Here is a 14,469-nt window from a genome sequence, read left to right on the forward strand (position 1 = left end):
GTTCTGTAATTTTATTAATGTCTTACTTATTTATTTTATAAAAATAAAACCATCTAAAACCCCAACTTTTCAAGCGCTTCTATAAATATCGCAGCATCGTAGCATCGCAATATTATAATAAGTATCTACATCGACTTCACTCTAAAAACTCAATTTCTGTCACCATTAATAACCAACTTTATTCAACCACTTTCCAGCCACTATCCCCATCTACCATCGACTCATCAAATACCCGTGCAAAGCCTTCCTGAATCAGTTCAAAACGTGACGACGTAGGCTCATTATCTACCTTGATAACAGGGGCGTCTATCGGGGTGATGGCTTGCCATTGCGCATTTTGATTGGCTTTATCTGCCAACACAAAACTAAAGAACGCCGTGTCACCTGCCATCATACGCAAGTCATCAACGATCAGTTGTTCGGCTGCATCGCCAGTGGTAGAAGCGGCGGGTAGCATTTGGACGCGATACCCTGTCCAGTGACCAGAGAACCAGTCAAGACGCTGGGCGTAAGGTTGGCTTTGCGCTGGCAGGTTTGCCCGTAGCGTCTGCGCGTTGTCGTACTGAATCAGGTAGCGATATTCAGGCAAGCGGCTATCTAAGACACTGCCTCTGAGTTCAATCAGTCTATGCTCATTATCTTCGGCAACGGTACGCCACATGAGTATCGTCGGCAAGACGGGCATGGTTTTGATGCGCGTCGTATGGATATTAGCTGCTGCCAAAGTTTGCTTAGCTTGCGACTGTGCATAGTATTTTAATCCTAAGCCGAGCAGTAAATAGCTACTACTGAGGAGCAGCATCCAAACCGCAAGACGCTGACAGTTCATCAGCAATCCTACTTTGAATACCGCAAGTTTGCACCCTTTTATAATGCCCACGATTACCGCTATCAGTAGCGGTAAGGTATAGAAGGGATCAATGATAAAGACGGAAGCAATACTGATTGGGGTTATCTGCAACGGGTCTTGTAGCGGCCAAAATAGCTGCGTGCCGTAGACGGTAAAGCTGTCCAAGATAGGATGAGTGGTCAACACCAACGTCATGGCGAGTGCTAAGCGCCGCGTTGAATAGGGCAGCGGCATATCGCGCCATCGATGATAGCGGCTAATGAGCCAAGCGCCGACAATACCTAATGCGCTCAGGACAAATAAGGAATGACTAAAGCTGCGATGGTAGGTCATGTCGCTGATAGGGTCGGGGTAGCTAATCAGGACATCCAAATCAGGCAGCGTGCCCAGTATCGCCCCGTATAGGTAGGCTTTGCGGCCCTGATATTTGCCAAGTATTGCTCCTTGGACACTCGCACCTAAGACGATTTGACTGAGTGAATCCATAGCGCTCTTATTAAATTAGGGTTTAGGTTAACTACAATACGTCAAAGTTGTGCGCTGCTAACGCCTCTCTAAGCATCGCAATATTATAGTACGCGTGCGCCTTTACCGTGTTTTGAAAAAACACATACAGCACATCAAAGTGCTGGCGTTGATTGGCAATCGCTTGCGCCCAGTCCTGCATCTCCGCCGCACTATAGCGGTAGTCGTGACGATCGGCCGCGCTCATCGCGTCCCACCAGTTCAGGTTATTGCCATGCATGCGCAGATAGCCTGTGCGCTCGGTAAATATCAGGCGCGAGGGTGGCAGCCCGCTGACTTTGGGATAATCGACACTGCACCAAATCAGCCCTTGCTCGCGGAAGCTATCGACCACTTGCGGCGTGTGCCAGCCGTTATGACGAAACTCGATGGCGAGTGGATAGTCCTTAAACCAGCTGACAAGCTCTGCTAAGTAGAAACGATGCTCACGAGTACGGTCAAAGCCATGCGGGAACTGGAGCAATAACGGTGCTAAAGCGTCGGCGTCCACCAGCGGAGATAGCGCATTTAAGAATGCTTCGGCGTGCTCGGGCGTGCCTTTACGGACATGCGTAAAGTCTTGATGCAGCTTGACGGCGAATTTGAGCGCGCTGTTCGCTTGTACATATGCTTTATCCACCATGCCCGCAAATGCCTTTTGCCCAATCGGCGCATAAAAGCTGCTGTTAATCTCCACCGCGCCATATTGCTGGGCGTAGACTTGCAAAAAATCCGTCTTTTTGGTGCCAGTAGGATACAGCGTGCCGAGCAAATCCGTGTCGCTATAGCCGCCTGTGCCGAGGTAGATGCGTTGTGCGCTCATGGTTTGCTCGCTTTTCTTATTATAGTTATCGCTTTACTTATCGCCGCGCTTATTTTTTGCGCGCCCACAGCCAGTCAATCAGCGTCACCAATGGCTGAGCAGCATCGCTGTCTTTACTGATAGTGCTGGCGGCGGCGCGACCTGTGGCAAACAGCGACTCGGCGTATTCGGTTGCCGTCTCTACTCCCATCAGTTTGACGTACGTGGACTTGTCCAGTTTTTCATCGCTGCCCGCAGGCTTGCCCAAGTCATCGGTGCTCATGGTGACGTCCAAAATATCGTCTTGCACCTGAAAGGCAAGCCCAATCGCTTTTGCCGCTTCAATCAATGCCGCTTGCTGGGCATCGCTTGCGCCTGCACAGATGCCGCCCATCAAGATAGCCGCTTCAATCAGCGCGCCTGTCTTGTCGCGGTGGATGGCTTCTAGCTCGCTTTGTACAATCGAGCTGCTGGCTTCGGCGTTTAAATCGAGCATTTGTCCCGACACCATACGGCGGGCGCGTGGGGCAAAGACAGCGCTTAGACGGCTGGCAATCAATGCATCACTGGGGCGAAAGGTAGGCAATTCGGCATGCAGCGCTTCAAAGGCGAGCGTTTGCAGCACATCGCCTGCCAGCAGCGCGGTCGCTTCATCAAAGACGATATGGCAGGTCGGCTGCCCGCGGCGTAGCGCATCGTCATCCATACACGGCAAGTCGTCATGCACCAACGAATAAGTATGTAGCAGCTCCACCGCGAGGGCGGCACGGCGCGCCATGTCATAGCGTGACTCGGCTGGGTCTTGCTCGGCATGCGCGCTGCTATCAATACTGGCAAAGGTGCTAAACACCATCAGCGGACGCACGCGTTTGCCGCTCGCGGTCATCACATAACGGCAGGCATCGAGTAGTGGGCTGGGCAAGTCAGCAGCGGTGAGTAAGGCAGCAATATCTTGGTCGAGCTGCGCGCGCATCGCATCATGGCTGGTGGCGGGGCGAGCAGGGCTGGCGGGCGCTTGGGCGCTCTTAGGTAATACAGAAACGGTCATAAATACACCACGGTATGAGGCAATAATAAAACCTGCTTAGTGTAGCACGTTCAGGGTTTTAGCGGGCTTTGTACGCGGCGTATCCGTGCATCTCGTTACGCATTTGCGATATAACTTAATGGGCAAATGTGCTGTGATGAAACACGCGCCCAGCTATAGCGGAAAACGGGCACACGGCGCAAGCACTAATAAAAAAAGATAGTGACTTGTGCGCCCACGATAGCTTGTGACAGTGCCCAGCACAGCCCCTACACTAAAAGACGCTTTATTACCGCCGCGACATCAATACTAGAATAAATGCACGATATAACAAGGAGATTTTTATGGTCTATCAAGGAAACCGCATCACGGTGACCATGCTAGAAGATGGCATTGCCAATATGCAATTTAATGCAGAAAACGAGAGCGTCAATAAGTTTGATGCCGAAACCAACCAGCAGTTTAGCGAGGTGGTCAACACCCTAGAAGCGAGCAACGACATCAAAGGACTTATCGTCACTTCCAGCAAAAGCGTGTTTATCGCGGGGGCGGACATCACCGAATTTGTCAGCGCCTTTACGCAAACCGAAGATGAGATTCGCGACTGGATTATCGAGATTAACGAAGTCTTTAACCGCTTCGAAGATTTGCCATTTCCAAAAGTTGCCGCGATTAATGGCGCAGCCTTGGGCGGCGGCTGTGAGATGACGTTGGTCTGTGACTACCGCGTGATGGGTGATAAAGCAATCATCGGTCTGCCCGAGACTCAGCTTGGTATTTTTCCAGGTTTTGGCGGCACGGTACGTACCACGCGCCTGATTGGTGTGGACAATGCGCTGGAGCTGATTGCCACAGGCACGCCCAAAAAGCCGCTTGATGCGCTGCATGTGGGCTTGGTCGATGCGACGGTTAGTAATGATGACTTGCAAGATGCGGCGCTTGATTTGGTTAAAAAATGCATCTCAGGCGAGCTGGACTGGCAAGCCAAACGTGAAGAAAAGCGTCAACCGATTAAGCTCAATCCACTTGAGCAGGCGATGGCGTTTAACAGTGCCAAGGGCATGATTTTTGCCAAAGCCAATCCCAAGCAATATCCCGCGCCTGCGCTTGCCATTGAAGCGATTGAAAAACACGTCAATAAAACACGTGATGCCGCGATTGAAGTCGAAGCCACTTATTTTGTGAAAGCGGCAAAAACCCCGCAAGCGGCGAGCCTCGTTGGCTTGTTCTTAAACGACCAATTGGTTAAGAAGCTGGCGAAAAAACACAGCAAAGACGCGCACGACATTAATGAAGCGGCGGTACTGGGCGCAGGCATTATGGGCGGCGGCATCGCTTATCAAGCGGCGAGCAAAGGCTTGCCAATCATCATGAAAGACATCAAAGCCGAGCAGCTGGACTTGGGTATGGGCGAGGCGAGCAAACTGCTGGGCAAACTCGTGGACCGTGACAAAATCAGCGCTACCGACATGGGCAAAACCCTAAGCCGCATCCGCCCAACCTTAAACTATGGCGACTTTGGCGAGACCGATATCGTCATCGAAGCGGTCGTTGAAAACCCAAAAATCAAACAAAGCGTGCTAAAAGAAGTCGAAGGACTGGTCAAAGACGATTGTATTTTGGCATCGAACACCTCGACCATCTCTATCACCTATCTTGCCGAAGCGCTTGAGCGTCCCGAAAACTTCGTCGGCATGCACTTTTTTAACCCTGTGCATCGTATGCCGCTCGTTGAAGTCATTCGCGGTGAAAAATCGTCAGAAGCGGCGATTGCCACCACCGTTGCGCTGGCGAGCAAAATGGGCAAAACCCCTATCGTGGTCAATGACTGCCCAGGCTTCTTGGTCAACCGCGTGCTGTTCCCGTACTTTGGCGCGTTTGATTTATTGCTAAAGCAAGGCGCGGACTTTACCCACGTCGATAAAGTCATGGAGCGTTTTGGCTGGCCGATGGGTCCTGCGTATCTGATTGACGTGGTCGGTCTGGACACAGGCGTACACGGCGCAGAAGTCATGGCAGACGGCTACCCTGATCGCATGAAGCCCGACTATAAAGGCGCTATCGAGCATCTGTACGAAGCAGGGCGCTTGGGTCAAAAGAACGACAAGGGCTTTTATCGTTACGAAACCGACAAGCGCGGTAAGCCGAAAAAAGTCACCGATGACGCGACCTACGCGCTATTAAAAGACGTGACTGATAAAGACGCACAAAGCTTTGATGATGACGCGATTGTCAATCGTATGATGCTGGCGTTCTGCAATGAGACCGTGCGCTGCCTTGAGGACAACATCGTCGCCACGCCAGCGGAAGCAGACATGGCTATGATTATGGGCGTGGGTTTCCCGCCGTTCCGCGGTGGTCCTTGCCGTTACATCGACCAAGTGGGACTGGATACATACATCGCCTTGTGTGACAAATACGCGCATTTGGGCAAAGCCTATGAAGCCCCGCAAAAACTACGCGATATGGCAGCAAATGGTGAGCGTTTTTATCCTGTGAATTAATGCGTAGCAAAGCTGCGTCACTGATTAGACAGCAGCACACGCGACACACACATAAAAACGCGACAACAAGCATCAAGGATAAGGAATAATCATATGACAACATTAAGCCCAAAAGACGTGGTCATCGTGGATGGTGTCCGCTCCGCCATGGGAAAATCAAAAAACGGCATGTTCCGCCATGTGCGCGCCGACAGCCTCTCGGCTGAATTGGTACGCGCCTTGGTCGAGCGCAACGACTTTGACCCGCAAGACGTCGAAGATGTCATCTGGGGCTGCGTCAACCAGACGCTAGAGCAGGGGCTAAACATCGGGCGCAATATCGGTCTGCTTGCTGACATCCCCAAAACCGCAGGCGGACAAACCGTCAACCGTCTGTGCGGCTCATCTATGCAGGCGCTACACACCGCTGCCGCGCAAATCATGACCAACCAAGGTGACGTCTTCATCATTGGCGGCGTCGAGCACATGGGTCACGTTGGCATGATGCATGGCGTGGATCTAAACCCCGCCGCCTCCAAGCATTACGCCAAAGCCTCAAACATGATGGGCTTGACCGCTGAGATGCTCGGACGTATGAACAACATCAGCCGCGAAGAGCAAGACGCCTTTGGTCTGGAGTCGCACCGCCGCGCATGGGCAGCGACCACCGAAGGGCGCTTTGACAATGAAATTATCGGTATCGAAGGGCATGATGAGCAAGGGCGCTTGCAGCTGTGTACCGTCGATGAAGTGATTCGCCCCGATGCCACGCTGGAGCAAATGCAGCAGCTGCGCCCTGTGTTTGACCCCAAAGGCGGCAGCGTCACGGCGGCGACCTCGTCAGCACTGTCGGACGGCGCATCTGCCATGCTGGTCATGAGCGCGCAAAAGGCAAAAGACTTGGGACTCAATGTGCGTGCGCGTATCCGCAGCATGGCGGTGGCAGGCTGTGACGCAGCGATTATGGGCTACGGTCCAGTGCCCGCCACCAAAAAAGCGCTCAAGCGTGCGGGCATGAGCCTCGATGATATCCAAACTATTGAACTTAACGAAGCCTTTGCCGCACAAAGCCTTACGGTATTAAAAGCGCTGAACCTGCAAGACAAGCAAGACATTGTTAATATCAATGGCGGCGCGATTGCTCTTGGGCATCCGCTGGGCTGCTCAGGCGCACGCATCACCGTGACTCTATTAAATGCTATGGAGCAACAAGACACGCAAATCGGTCTTGCCACCATGTGTATTGGTTTGGGTCAAGGCATCGCGACTGTGATTGAGCGGGTGTAGATAAGTATTAACTGTCGTCTGTGATACAGCTGGCTTTTTAAGACGACTGTCCATAAAATATACTGTTAAAAGAGCGTCTGATATTCAGGCGCTTTTTTTATTTAATAATGAATAATGAGAGCAATATTGTATTGTGTATTGCCCGCTTTTTAGATTTGTTTAAAAGCGTATGCGGCTCTCAATATTAGACGTTTGTTTGTGCTAATCTGACTGAAGGCGCTATGAATCCTCATAGTGCCCATACCGCCTAACTGTTTTTATTAGGTCAACGAACGATAATAATATGAGGTCGATTATGTCAGACAATCAGAACGCTCAGGATTCTAAAACAACAGCCACAAAAGTTGCCGTCGTCACTGGCTCAGCCGTTGGACTCGGAAACGCCATTGCCAAACGCTTAGCACACGACGGCTTTAAAGTGGTCATCCATGATATCAATGAAGACAACCTGAAAAAGGCAGAAAAAGAACTCACTGACGCAGGCTTTGATGTGAGTGCGGTCGTCGGCAATGTGCTCAAACGTGACGATCAGTTTAAGCTTGCAAAACACGCGGTAGACACATTCGGTCGCTTAGACGTCTTTGTCAATAATGCAGGCGTCGAATCGGTGGCGCCTTTTTTAGAGATTGAAGAATCAGAGATTGATCGGGTATTTGATATTAATATCAAAGGCGTGATTTTTGGTACCCAAGCCGCTGCCGAACAGATGAAGAATCAAGACGGTATTGGCAAGATTATTAACGCCTGTAGTATCGCAGGTCACGAAGGTTATGAGATGCTCAGCCTTTATTGTGCCAGTAAATTTGCGGTGCGTGCGTTTACTTACGCGACCGCCAAAGAGCTTGCAAAGTATGACATTCGCGTCAATGCCTACTGCCCAGGGGTGGCTGATACCTCGATGTGGGAGCGCATCGACCAAGCGTTCGTCGAGCACAAAGGCTATGAGCCAAAACAAGCGTGGAATGAGTTTACCAGCGGGATTTTGGCGGGTCGTCCGCAGCAGCCCAACGATGTCGCAAACTTAGTGTCTTTCTTAGCCTCAGAAGATTCCGACTACATCACAGGACAGACCATCTTAACCGATGGGGGCATGGTGTTTAGATAAGCTGAACGTGTGAGATATGCTTAAACGCCCAGCCTGTGTTTAAACGCTATAAACGCATTGAATACAACAACAAAGGTCTGACATCGATTGTGAGACCTTTTTTATGTTGCGGATAACGTATCTTAATTGACGTACTCAACAAATTATGACTAAATGATAAGGTCACTCAATCAATAACAAGAGCAAAAAACAAGTACGATAAACCCGCACTACTCGTTTGTACAAGGAGCGTATTATGTCCACAATGATTACCGACCGCACGTACCGTATCGCCCGCGAAAACACCCAAGCCATGATGGTGGATGTGCAAGAGCGCCTGATACCGCACATCGATGACCACGACAATATTATTAAAAAAGTCATCATCTTAACCAAAGGCTTGCAAGCACTGAATATCCCCATCATGCTAAACGAGCAGTACAGTCATGGTTTGGGCAGCACCTTGCCTGAGGTCATGGACGTGCTTGAGGAAAAAAACCGCCAGCGCTTTGACAAGACCACCTTTAGCGCCTGTGACAACAACGACGCATGGCATTATCTGGCGCAGCAAAACCGCAGTACGGTGCTGGTCTATGGTGCTGAGGCGCATGTGTGCGTCATGCAGACCTCGCTTGACTTATTAGACAATGGCATGCAGCCTGTGATTATCGCCGATGCGGTCGGCTCGCGTTTTCCTTATGATAAAAAACAAGCCATCCGCCGCATTCGCCGTGCAGGTGGGGTTATTACGACCGTAGAGTCCATCCTATTTGAGCTGTGCCGCAGTAGCGAAGACCCTGCGTTTAAGACCATCAGCGGTCTGATTAAAGAGATTCAATAATCTATAGGCGACCAACACAAAAAAGCGTACCAAACTCGGTACGCTTTTTTATATAACGACTGTCGTGCGCGGTCTACGGCGTTTTTGGGGGTAGCGGTCCTTCGGTGGGTATCTCCGCTTTCGGTGTGGCCAAATCAACGGTAGATGACGGCGTGTTCGCAGTCGCAGCGGTGTCCGCTACGGGCGTGACTGCCGCCTCGCTCGGCGCAACGGCTGAACCGAGCAGTTGACCCATGACCACGGGCATTTGCGCGCGTAGGTGCGTTTGCCAATGCATGCCCGCTGCTTTTGGCAGTACCACAATCGCGGTAGAGCCAAGATAAAAACGCCCCAGCTCATCGCCTTGCATCAGGCGCAGATTGTGGGTTTGTTCTTGGATGTGCTCGGTGCGGCTGATTTTGCCCGTCGCACAGGTCTCAATTCCCGCGACAATCATCGCGCCGACCATGACCACCGCCGCCTTGCCATATTCGGTATCGAACATACAGACCAAGCGCTCGTTACGCGCAAACAGGTCAGGAATGTGTGTGGCAGTGGTGGTATTGACCGAAAACAGCGTGCCTGGCACGTAGCGGGTTTTGGTCAACGTCCCTGCAAACGGCATGTGTACGCGGTGGTAGTTGCTGGGTGCCAGATAAATCGTCGCAAAGCTGCCATCTAAGAAGTGACTGCCATCGTCGCTATTGGCAAGCAGCTGACCGATGTCATAATAGCGCCCTTTGGCTTGCAATAGCTTGTTTTCATGAATCTGACCGAGCTGTGAGATGACGCCATCGGCAGGACAGACGATGCCATGATCGCCACGCTCAATCTGCCGCGCATCGGTTTTTAATTCGCGGGTAAAAAAGTCGTTAAAGCTCTCATACTGGTTTAAATTTTGACGCGCATAGTCATCTAATTTAACATCGTACGCTTTGGCAAAGCTGCGGATAAACGCGCGCTTGACCATTGGGTGACGACTGGCAGCCAAACGTCCAGCCACTTCGCTCAAGCGCTGCTGGGGCACCAGTTGTTGCAGCGTGGTAAATAAATTCATATCAAAACCGCCTACATAATCAATAAAGAATAAACCGCTTATCCGTGCCCAGTGTAAGCACAACGCTGCCCAGCACACAGGATAGTGTTCAGATGACCTGTGCTGATCATCCAGTGAAGTCACTGCAACAAGCACACAGCTGCAATCGCATTGCGGCATTATGCTTGTCAGTTAGGGTCTATAGTAGCATGCTCACTGTAGCAGGTATGCGTATAATCGTAATAGGAGCGTAAGATGAAAGCATTGATTCAGCGTGTTGCGCACGCATCTGTAACCGTCGATGCGGTGTGCGTCGGTGAGATTGAGCAGGGGGTACTGGCGTACATTGGGCTTGGGCACGACGACACGCTCGCGCACGCGAAGCGCATGATTGATAAAATTTTGGGCTACCGTATTTTTGAAAATACCACGGATGAGAACAAACGCGGTCTTTTGGATTTAAACGTCGAGCAAGTCGGCGGCGGGCTGCTGCTCGTCTCGCAGTTTACCTTGATGGCGCGCACGCAAAAGGGACGTCGCCCTGACTTTGGTGACGCGATGCCGCCCGATGCTGCGCGCGATTTGTTCGCTGAGCTGGTCGAGTATGCCAAAGCGCGTTACCCCAATGTAGCGACAGGGCAGTTTGGCGCAAATATGCAAGTCAGCAGTACCAATGATGGACCACTTAACTTTATACTGGAGATAAATTAACATCAAAGTGTCATCAATTCGTCATACAAAAGCCGTTTAATAGGGGCATAGTGGCGAGTACTTATCGTTTTTTTTCGCACCTAATGTGTACACCCATGAGGTTAAGATATGCAAAGTGAACAAATTTTAATCGTCGAAGATGAGCCAGCCATTTGTGAGATGATTACAATGACACTTGAAATGGCAGGGTATGAGTGCCTACAAGCGACGGACGTCTCTGAGGCGCATCAGCAAGTGGTTGACCATCGTCCTGCGCTGATTTTACTCGACTGGATGCTGCCTGGGGACAAAAGCGGCATTGATTTTTGTCGCATGCTCAAAAAAGACGACATGCTTTCTGAAATTCCCGTGATTATGCTGACCGCGAAAGGTGAAGAGAGCAACAAGGTACACGGTCTGGACGCAGGCGCGGACGACTATATCACCAAGCCGTTCTCGACCCGCGAGCTGGTATCGCGCATCAAGGCGGTGCTGCGTCGTAGCAGTGCGCTGAGTGGCAGCAAGCCGATTACCGTCTCAGGGCTGAGCCTTGACCCAAAAAGCCAGCGCGTCAGTGCCGATGGCAAAGTGATTGAGATTGGCCCGACCGAGTACCGCTTGCTGGCATTTTTTATGAGTCATCCTGACCGCGCCTACACTCGCACCCAGCTGCTCGACCAAGTGTGGGGCGGCAATGTGTATATCGAAGACCGCACCATTGACGTACACATTCGCCGTTTGCGCAAATTGCTTGCGCCCTACGACTACGCAGGCTTGATTCAGACCGTCCGTGGTACAGGCTACCGCTTTTCTAACGTGATGGAATCAGAATCCTAACGCGCCAAGCGTTTTTGGTACTTTATCTCTTGTATTGATAAATCTGTGATTGAGGATAGGCGCAACGATGATGCCGCATAACCAACCGCCGTCCAATACCCACCGCTATGCCTTGCTGTTTGCAGACATCCGCTGGCTGCTGTTTTCGTTGTGCATGGGGGTGCTGCTTGGGCTGTATAGCTCGTATCTGCTCGGTTGTATCACCGCCTCACTGCTGCTGTATATCTTTTGGCGAATGTATGCGCTACACCGCTTTGATGAATGGCTGAACAAATCCATCAGCACGCCGCCACCAGACATGCTCGGCGGGCTGAGCGTGGTCGCCGCACAGCTGTATCACAACCGCCAACAAGAACAAATCACTCAGCAAAAAATGATGGGTTTGGTCAAAAAAATCCGCAGCTCCCTGCTGGCGCGTCAAGATGCGGTGATACTGCTCAACGACAACGACGGGCTGGAGTGGTGGAACCAAGCGGCTGAGGATTTGCTCGCGCTAGAATCCAGCGACCAAGGCAACAGTATCTTTAATCTCATCACCGAGCCTGAATTTCTCGAGTATTACCGCACTACCGCCGCGCCGAACAATGGCATCCATCTGGTGTCATGGAAAAGCCCTGACCGCTACCTAAAATGCGAAGTCACCCATTTTGGCGGCGACAAGCTGCTGATTATCTATGACGTGACCCGTCTGCAACACTTGGAGCAGATGCGCCGCGACTTTGTGGCCAATGTCAGCCATGAGCTGCGCACGCCATTGACGGTGCTGATGGGCTATCTTGAGACCTTTTCTGACCAGCCCGACCTTGAGCCCAAGTGGCAACGCGGGTTGTCGCTCATGACGCAGCAAACCGCACGTATGAACAGCATCGTCAATGACTTACTGCTGCTTTCACGCCTTGAAAATGAAGAAAAACCGACCTTAACCAAAATAGACATGCGTAAGCTGCTGACCCAGCTGTATGACGATGCCAAGGTATACAACAAGGACTATGGGCACCATATCAGCCTTGAGATACACAGCGATGACAACCTATACGGCGCGGAGCTGTATTTAAACAGTGCGCTGTTAAACCTTGTGGTCAATGCTATCAAATACACGCCAAAAGGCGGCAACATCGTCATCAGTTGGCAATCGGTGGTTGAAGGCTGCGAGTTTTCGGTGACGGATGATGGCATTGGTATCGCGCCGCATCATATCTCGCGCTTGACCGAGCGTTTTTATCGCGTCGATAGCGGACGCAGCCGCGCCACTGGCGGCACAGGTCTGGGTCTGGCGATTGTAAAGCACGTCTTGTATCAGCATAATGCCAAGCTGCACATCGACTCAGAAGAGGGCAAAGGCTCGACCTTTAGCATCGTCTTTCCCAATAACTGTATCAAGGCGGATGATAAGAGCGTGCCCAAACAGCACGCCTTGCCAAAAATGCCGCTGCTATAACGCGGCATGGTTTATGGCGCATGCCTGATTTGATTATTGCGCAGGCGCATCTTTTTGGAGTAGCGGGTAGGGATTGACCGCGCTACCACTGATATAAATACCATAATGCAAATGCGGCGGCGTGCCTTTGGCGTTGCCGCTGTCGCCCACATAGCCAATCACTTCACCAGCATCGACCCAGTCGCCAACCACGATGTCTGCATAGTCCTCTAAGTGCGCGTAGTAATGTCCTGCGCCGCCAGGACCGACGATACTGACCACGCGTCCGCCCAGTCTGTCTTCACCGACCTTGCGCACGATGCCATCGGTGGTGCTTTGAATCGGTGTGCCACGCGGCGCAAAAATATCGATGCCCTCATGCGTGCGCCCATTGCTGCGCGCGCCGCCCCATGTGTCCACCAATCGCTGCTCGGGCAGAGGATTGGGCAAGCTGTTTTCGCTCGGTAGCGGCTCTTGTAACAGTCGAATGCCTTGCCATTTTTCTTGCACATATATGGACATATCGGGCAGCCCTTTGGTGATGATTTGCTGCACGACGAACAAAAACAAGATAACCGCGACCGCCTTTGCACCCGTTGCAAACAGGCGCTTGGTCGGATGAGGGTTCGGTGTGGGGGCGTCTTGGGACATAAGCGTTTTACCTATTGGCTAAGTAATGTACAAATTGCGTATAAATGCCGCGCAACGGGCGCGTGCACGAATGGCTTGTGCTAATATGAAGACAGCGCCAATACGCTGTGATGCCGTAATACGCTGGCAGTGATTGAGCCAAATAATGACGATAAAACCAAACGACAACGACTAAAAATATACTCTACCATTCATCAAGGACAGCATATGCAAAAAAATCGTAACGCAAACCCTTCTGAGCCTTATGACGTACTGACCAGTAAAGACATCAGCCATATCGAGCAAGCCGTAGACAAAGCCAGCTTAAACATGCCCCTTGTTGCCGTGTATTGCGGCTCTCGCTTGGGCAATGACGTGGTGTATGAAAACGCTGCCCGTGAGTTGGGGGCTGCCTTGGCAAACAACGGCATGGGACTGGTCTACGGCGGGGCAAGCATCGGGTTGATGGGTACGGTGGCAGATGCGGTGATGGCAGGTGGTGCTGAGGCGGTGGGCGTGATTCCGACCTTTATGCTCAAGCACGAAGTGGCGCATCAAAATCTGACCCGCCTGCACTTAACCGACACCATGCACACCCGCAAAACCGTCATGGCAGAATACGCCGATGCCTTTATCACCCTGCCTGGCGGTCTTGGCACACTCGAAGAGATTATGGAAATCGCCACATGGCGTCAGCTGTACCAGCACGAAAAACCGATGATTATCTTAAACATCGATGGTTTTTATGACCGTCTCATCGAGCATTTGCGTTATACCGCTGCAGAAGGCTTTATGAAAGCGCAAGACCTAGAGCGCTTGGTGGTTTGTAACAGCATCGCTGAAGCCATTGACGCGCTACAAGTGATTGTGGCGATTGACGATCAGGTCGATACCCAAACCATGGTGGGCAATTAATAGCGAACCCCGCTGATTCTACCGCCCATTGATACCACGTAAAAAAAGGCGCTGTTTTGATAGACAGCGCCTTTTTTGTGATGAGCT

At 51.4% G+C, this 14,469-nt stretch carries 12 protein-coding genes and 1 pseudogene; 8 read left to right on the forward strand and 5 right to left on the reverse strand.

Annotation, left to right across the window (positions count from 1 at the left end):
• Positions 1–178: 178 nt before the first annotated feature.
• Genes JMW05_RS07710 through JMW05_RS07720 form a run of 3 tightly spaced genes read right to left on the reverse strand, consistent with a single transcriptional unit; the run spans position 179 to position 3,204 of the window.
• Positions 179–1,336: a metal-dependent hydrolase gene (locus tag JMW05_RS07710; protein ID WP_201504731.1), complete on the reverse strand. Its 1,158-nt coding sequence runs from the start codon at positions 1,334–1,336 to the stop codon at positions 179–181.
• 31 nt (positions 1,337–1,367) lie between these two features.
• The gene (locus JMW05_RS07715; RefSeq protein WP_201504732.1) at positions 1,368–2,177 is read right to left on the reverse strand and encodes a DUF72 domain-containing protein; all 810 of its coding nucleotides are present in this window, start codon (positions 2,175–2,177) and stop codon (positions 1,368–1,370) included.
• Positions 2,178–2,226: 49 nt separating this feature from the next.
• Complete coding sequence (locus tag JMW05_RS07720) at positions 2,227–3,204, reverse strand: polyprenyl synthetase family protein (RefSeq protein WP_201504733.1); 978 nt, start codon at positions 3,202–3,204, stop codon at positions 2,227–2,229.
• Positions 3,205–3,527: 323 nt separating this feature from the next.
• Here JMW05_RS07720 and fadB point away from each other — a divergent pair, with 323 nt between their 5' ends.
• The 4 genes from fadB (at position 3,528) to JMW05_RS07740 (ending at position 8,878) form a co-directional block, all read left to right on the forward strand.
• Complete coding sequence (fadB, locus tag JMW05_RS07725) at positions 3,528–5,687, forward strand: fatty acid oxidation complex subunit alpha FadB (RefSeq protein ID WP_201504734.1); 2,160 nt, start codon at positions 3,528–3,530, stop codon at positions 5,685–5,687.
• A gap of 93 nt (positions 5,688–5,780) precedes the next feature.
• Positions 5,781–6,953, forward strand: a complete 1,173-nt coding sequence (fadA, locus tag JMW05_RS07730; RefSeq protein ID WP_201504735.1) for an acetyl-CoA C-acyltransferase FadA — start codon at positions 5,781–5,783, stop codon at positions 6,951–6,953.
• Between the two features lie 295 nt (positions 6,954–7,248).
• Positions 7,249–8,058: an acetoin reductase gene (locus tag JMW05_RS07735; RefSeq protein ID WP_201504736.1), complete on the forward strand. Its 810-nt coding sequence runs from the start codon at positions 7,249–7,251 to the stop codon at positions 8,056–8,058.
• A gap of 235 nt (positions 8,059–8,293) precedes the next feature.
• Complete coding sequence (locus JMW05_RS07740) at positions 8,294–8,878, forward strand: isochorismatase family protein (RefSeq protein ID WP_201504737.1); 585 nt, start codon at positions 8,294–8,296, stop codon at positions 8,876–8,878.
• Between the two features lie 211 nt (positions 8,879–9,089).
• Here JMW05_RS07740 and asd read toward each other — a convergent pair.
• Positions 9,090–9,914: pseudogene (gene asd / locus JMW05_RS07745) on the reverse strand (archaetidylserine decarboxylase); the annotation flags it as partial.
• 234 nt (positions 9,915–10,148) lie between these two features.
• Here asd and dtd point away from each other — a divergent pair.
• The 3 genes from dtd to phoR all read left to right on the forward strand — a co-directional run bounded on the left by dtd (position 10,149) and on the right by phoR (position 12,858).
• The gene (gene dtd, locus JMW05_RS07750) at positions 10,149–10,604 is read left to right on the forward strand and encodes a D-aminoacyl-tRNA deacylase (protein WP_201504739.1); all 456 of its coding nucleotides are present in this window, start codon (positions 10,149–10,151) and stop codon (positions 10,602–10,604) included.
• 108 nt (positions 10,605–10,712) lie between these two features.
• On the forward strand, positions 10,713–11,420 hold the full coding sequence (phoB, locus tag JMW05_RS07755) for a phosphate regulon transcriptional regulator PhoB (protein ID WP_201504740.1): 708 nt from the start codon (positions 10,713–10,715) through the stop codon (positions 11,418–11,420).
• Between the two features lie 67 nt (positions 11,421–11,487).
• Positions 11,488–12,858 carry a phosphate regulon sensor histidine kinase PhoR gene (phoR, locus tag JMW05_RS07760; protein WP_227691477.1) on the forward strand — a complete coding sequence of 457 codons (1,371 nt, stop codon included), beginning with the start codon at positions 11,488–11,490 and terminating at the stop codon, positions 12,856–12,858.
• A gap of 33 nt (positions 12,859–12,891) precedes the next feature.
• On the opposite strand, the gene JMW05_RS07765 is transcribed toward phoR, so the two are convergent.
• Positions 12,892–13,488, reverse strand: a complete 597-nt coding sequence (locus tag JMW05_RS07765) for a M23 family metallopeptidase (protein ID WP_265090600.1) — start codon at positions 13,486–13,488, stop codon at positions 12,892–12,894.
• A gap of 207 nt (positions 13,489–13,695) precedes the next feature.
• Here JMW05_RS07765 and JMW05_RS07770 point away from each other — a divergent pair, with 207 nt between their 5' ends.
• A complete protein-coding gene (locus tag JMW05_RS07770; protein WP_201504741.1) occupies positions 13,696–14,382 on the forward strand; it encodes an LOG family protein in 687 nt (228 codons plus the stop codon).
• Positions 14,383–14,469: the final 87 nt, after the last annotated feature.

It is taken from the genome of Psychrobacter aestuarii, assembly GCF_904846035.1.
GTDB classification, from domain to species: Bacteria; Pseudomonadota; Gammaproteobacteria; order Pseudomonadales; family Moraxellaceae; genus Psychrobacter; species Psychrobacter aestuarii.

What these genes read in the sequence shown, in the direction of transcription:
- fadA (WP_201504735.1), top strand. Translation starts at nt 5,781, where the DNA reads ATGACAACATTAAGCCCAAAAGACGTGGTCATCGTGGATGGTGTCCGC.
- phoB (WP_201504740.1), top strand. Translation starts at nt 10,713, where the DNA reads ATGCAAAGTGAACAAATTTTAATCGTCGAAGATGAGCCAGCCATTTGT.
- JMW05_RS07740 (WP_201504737.1), top strand. Translation starts at nt 8,294, where the DNA reads ATGTCCACAATGATTACCGACCGCACGTACCGTATCGCCCGCGAAAAC.
- phoR (WP_227691477.1), top strand. Translation starts at nt 11,488, where the DNA reads ATGATGCCGCATAACCAACCGCCGTCCAATACCCACCGCTATGCCTTG.
- JMW05_RS07770 (WP_201504741.1), top strand. Translation starts at nt 13,696, where the DNA reads ATGCAAAAAAATCGTAACGCAAACCCTTCTGAGCCTTATGACGTACTG.
- JMW05_RS07720 (WP_201504733.1), bottom strand. Translation starts at nt 3,204, where the DNA reads ATGACCGTTTCTGTATTACCTAAGAGCGCCCAAGCGCCCGCCAGCCCT.
- JMW05_RS07710 (WP_201504731.1), bottom strand. Translation starts at nt 1,336, where the DNA reads ATGGATTCACTCAGTCAAATCGTCTTAGGTGCGAGTGTCCAAGGAGCA.
- dtd (WP_201504739.1), top strand. Translation starts at nt 10,149, where the DNA reads ATGAAAGCATTGATTCAGCGTGTTGCGCACGCATCTGTAACCGTCGAT.
- fadB (WP_201504734.1), top strand. Translation starts at nt 3,528, where the DNA reads ATGGTCTATCAAGGAAACCGCATCACGGTGACCATGCTAGAAGATGGC.
- JMW05_RS07715 (WP_201504732.1), bottom strand. Translation starts at nt 2,177, where the DNA reads ATGAGCGCACAACGCATCTACCTCGGCACAGGCGGCTATAGCGACACG.
- JMW05_RS07735 (WP_201504736.1), top strand. Translation starts at nt 7,249, where the DNA reads ATGTCAGACAATCAGAACGCTCAGGATTCTAAAACAACAGCCACAAAA.
- JMW05_RS07765 (WP_265090600.1), bottom strand. Translation starts at nt 13,488, where the DNA reads ATGTCCCAAGACGCCCCCACACCGAACCCTCATCCGACCAAGCGCCTG.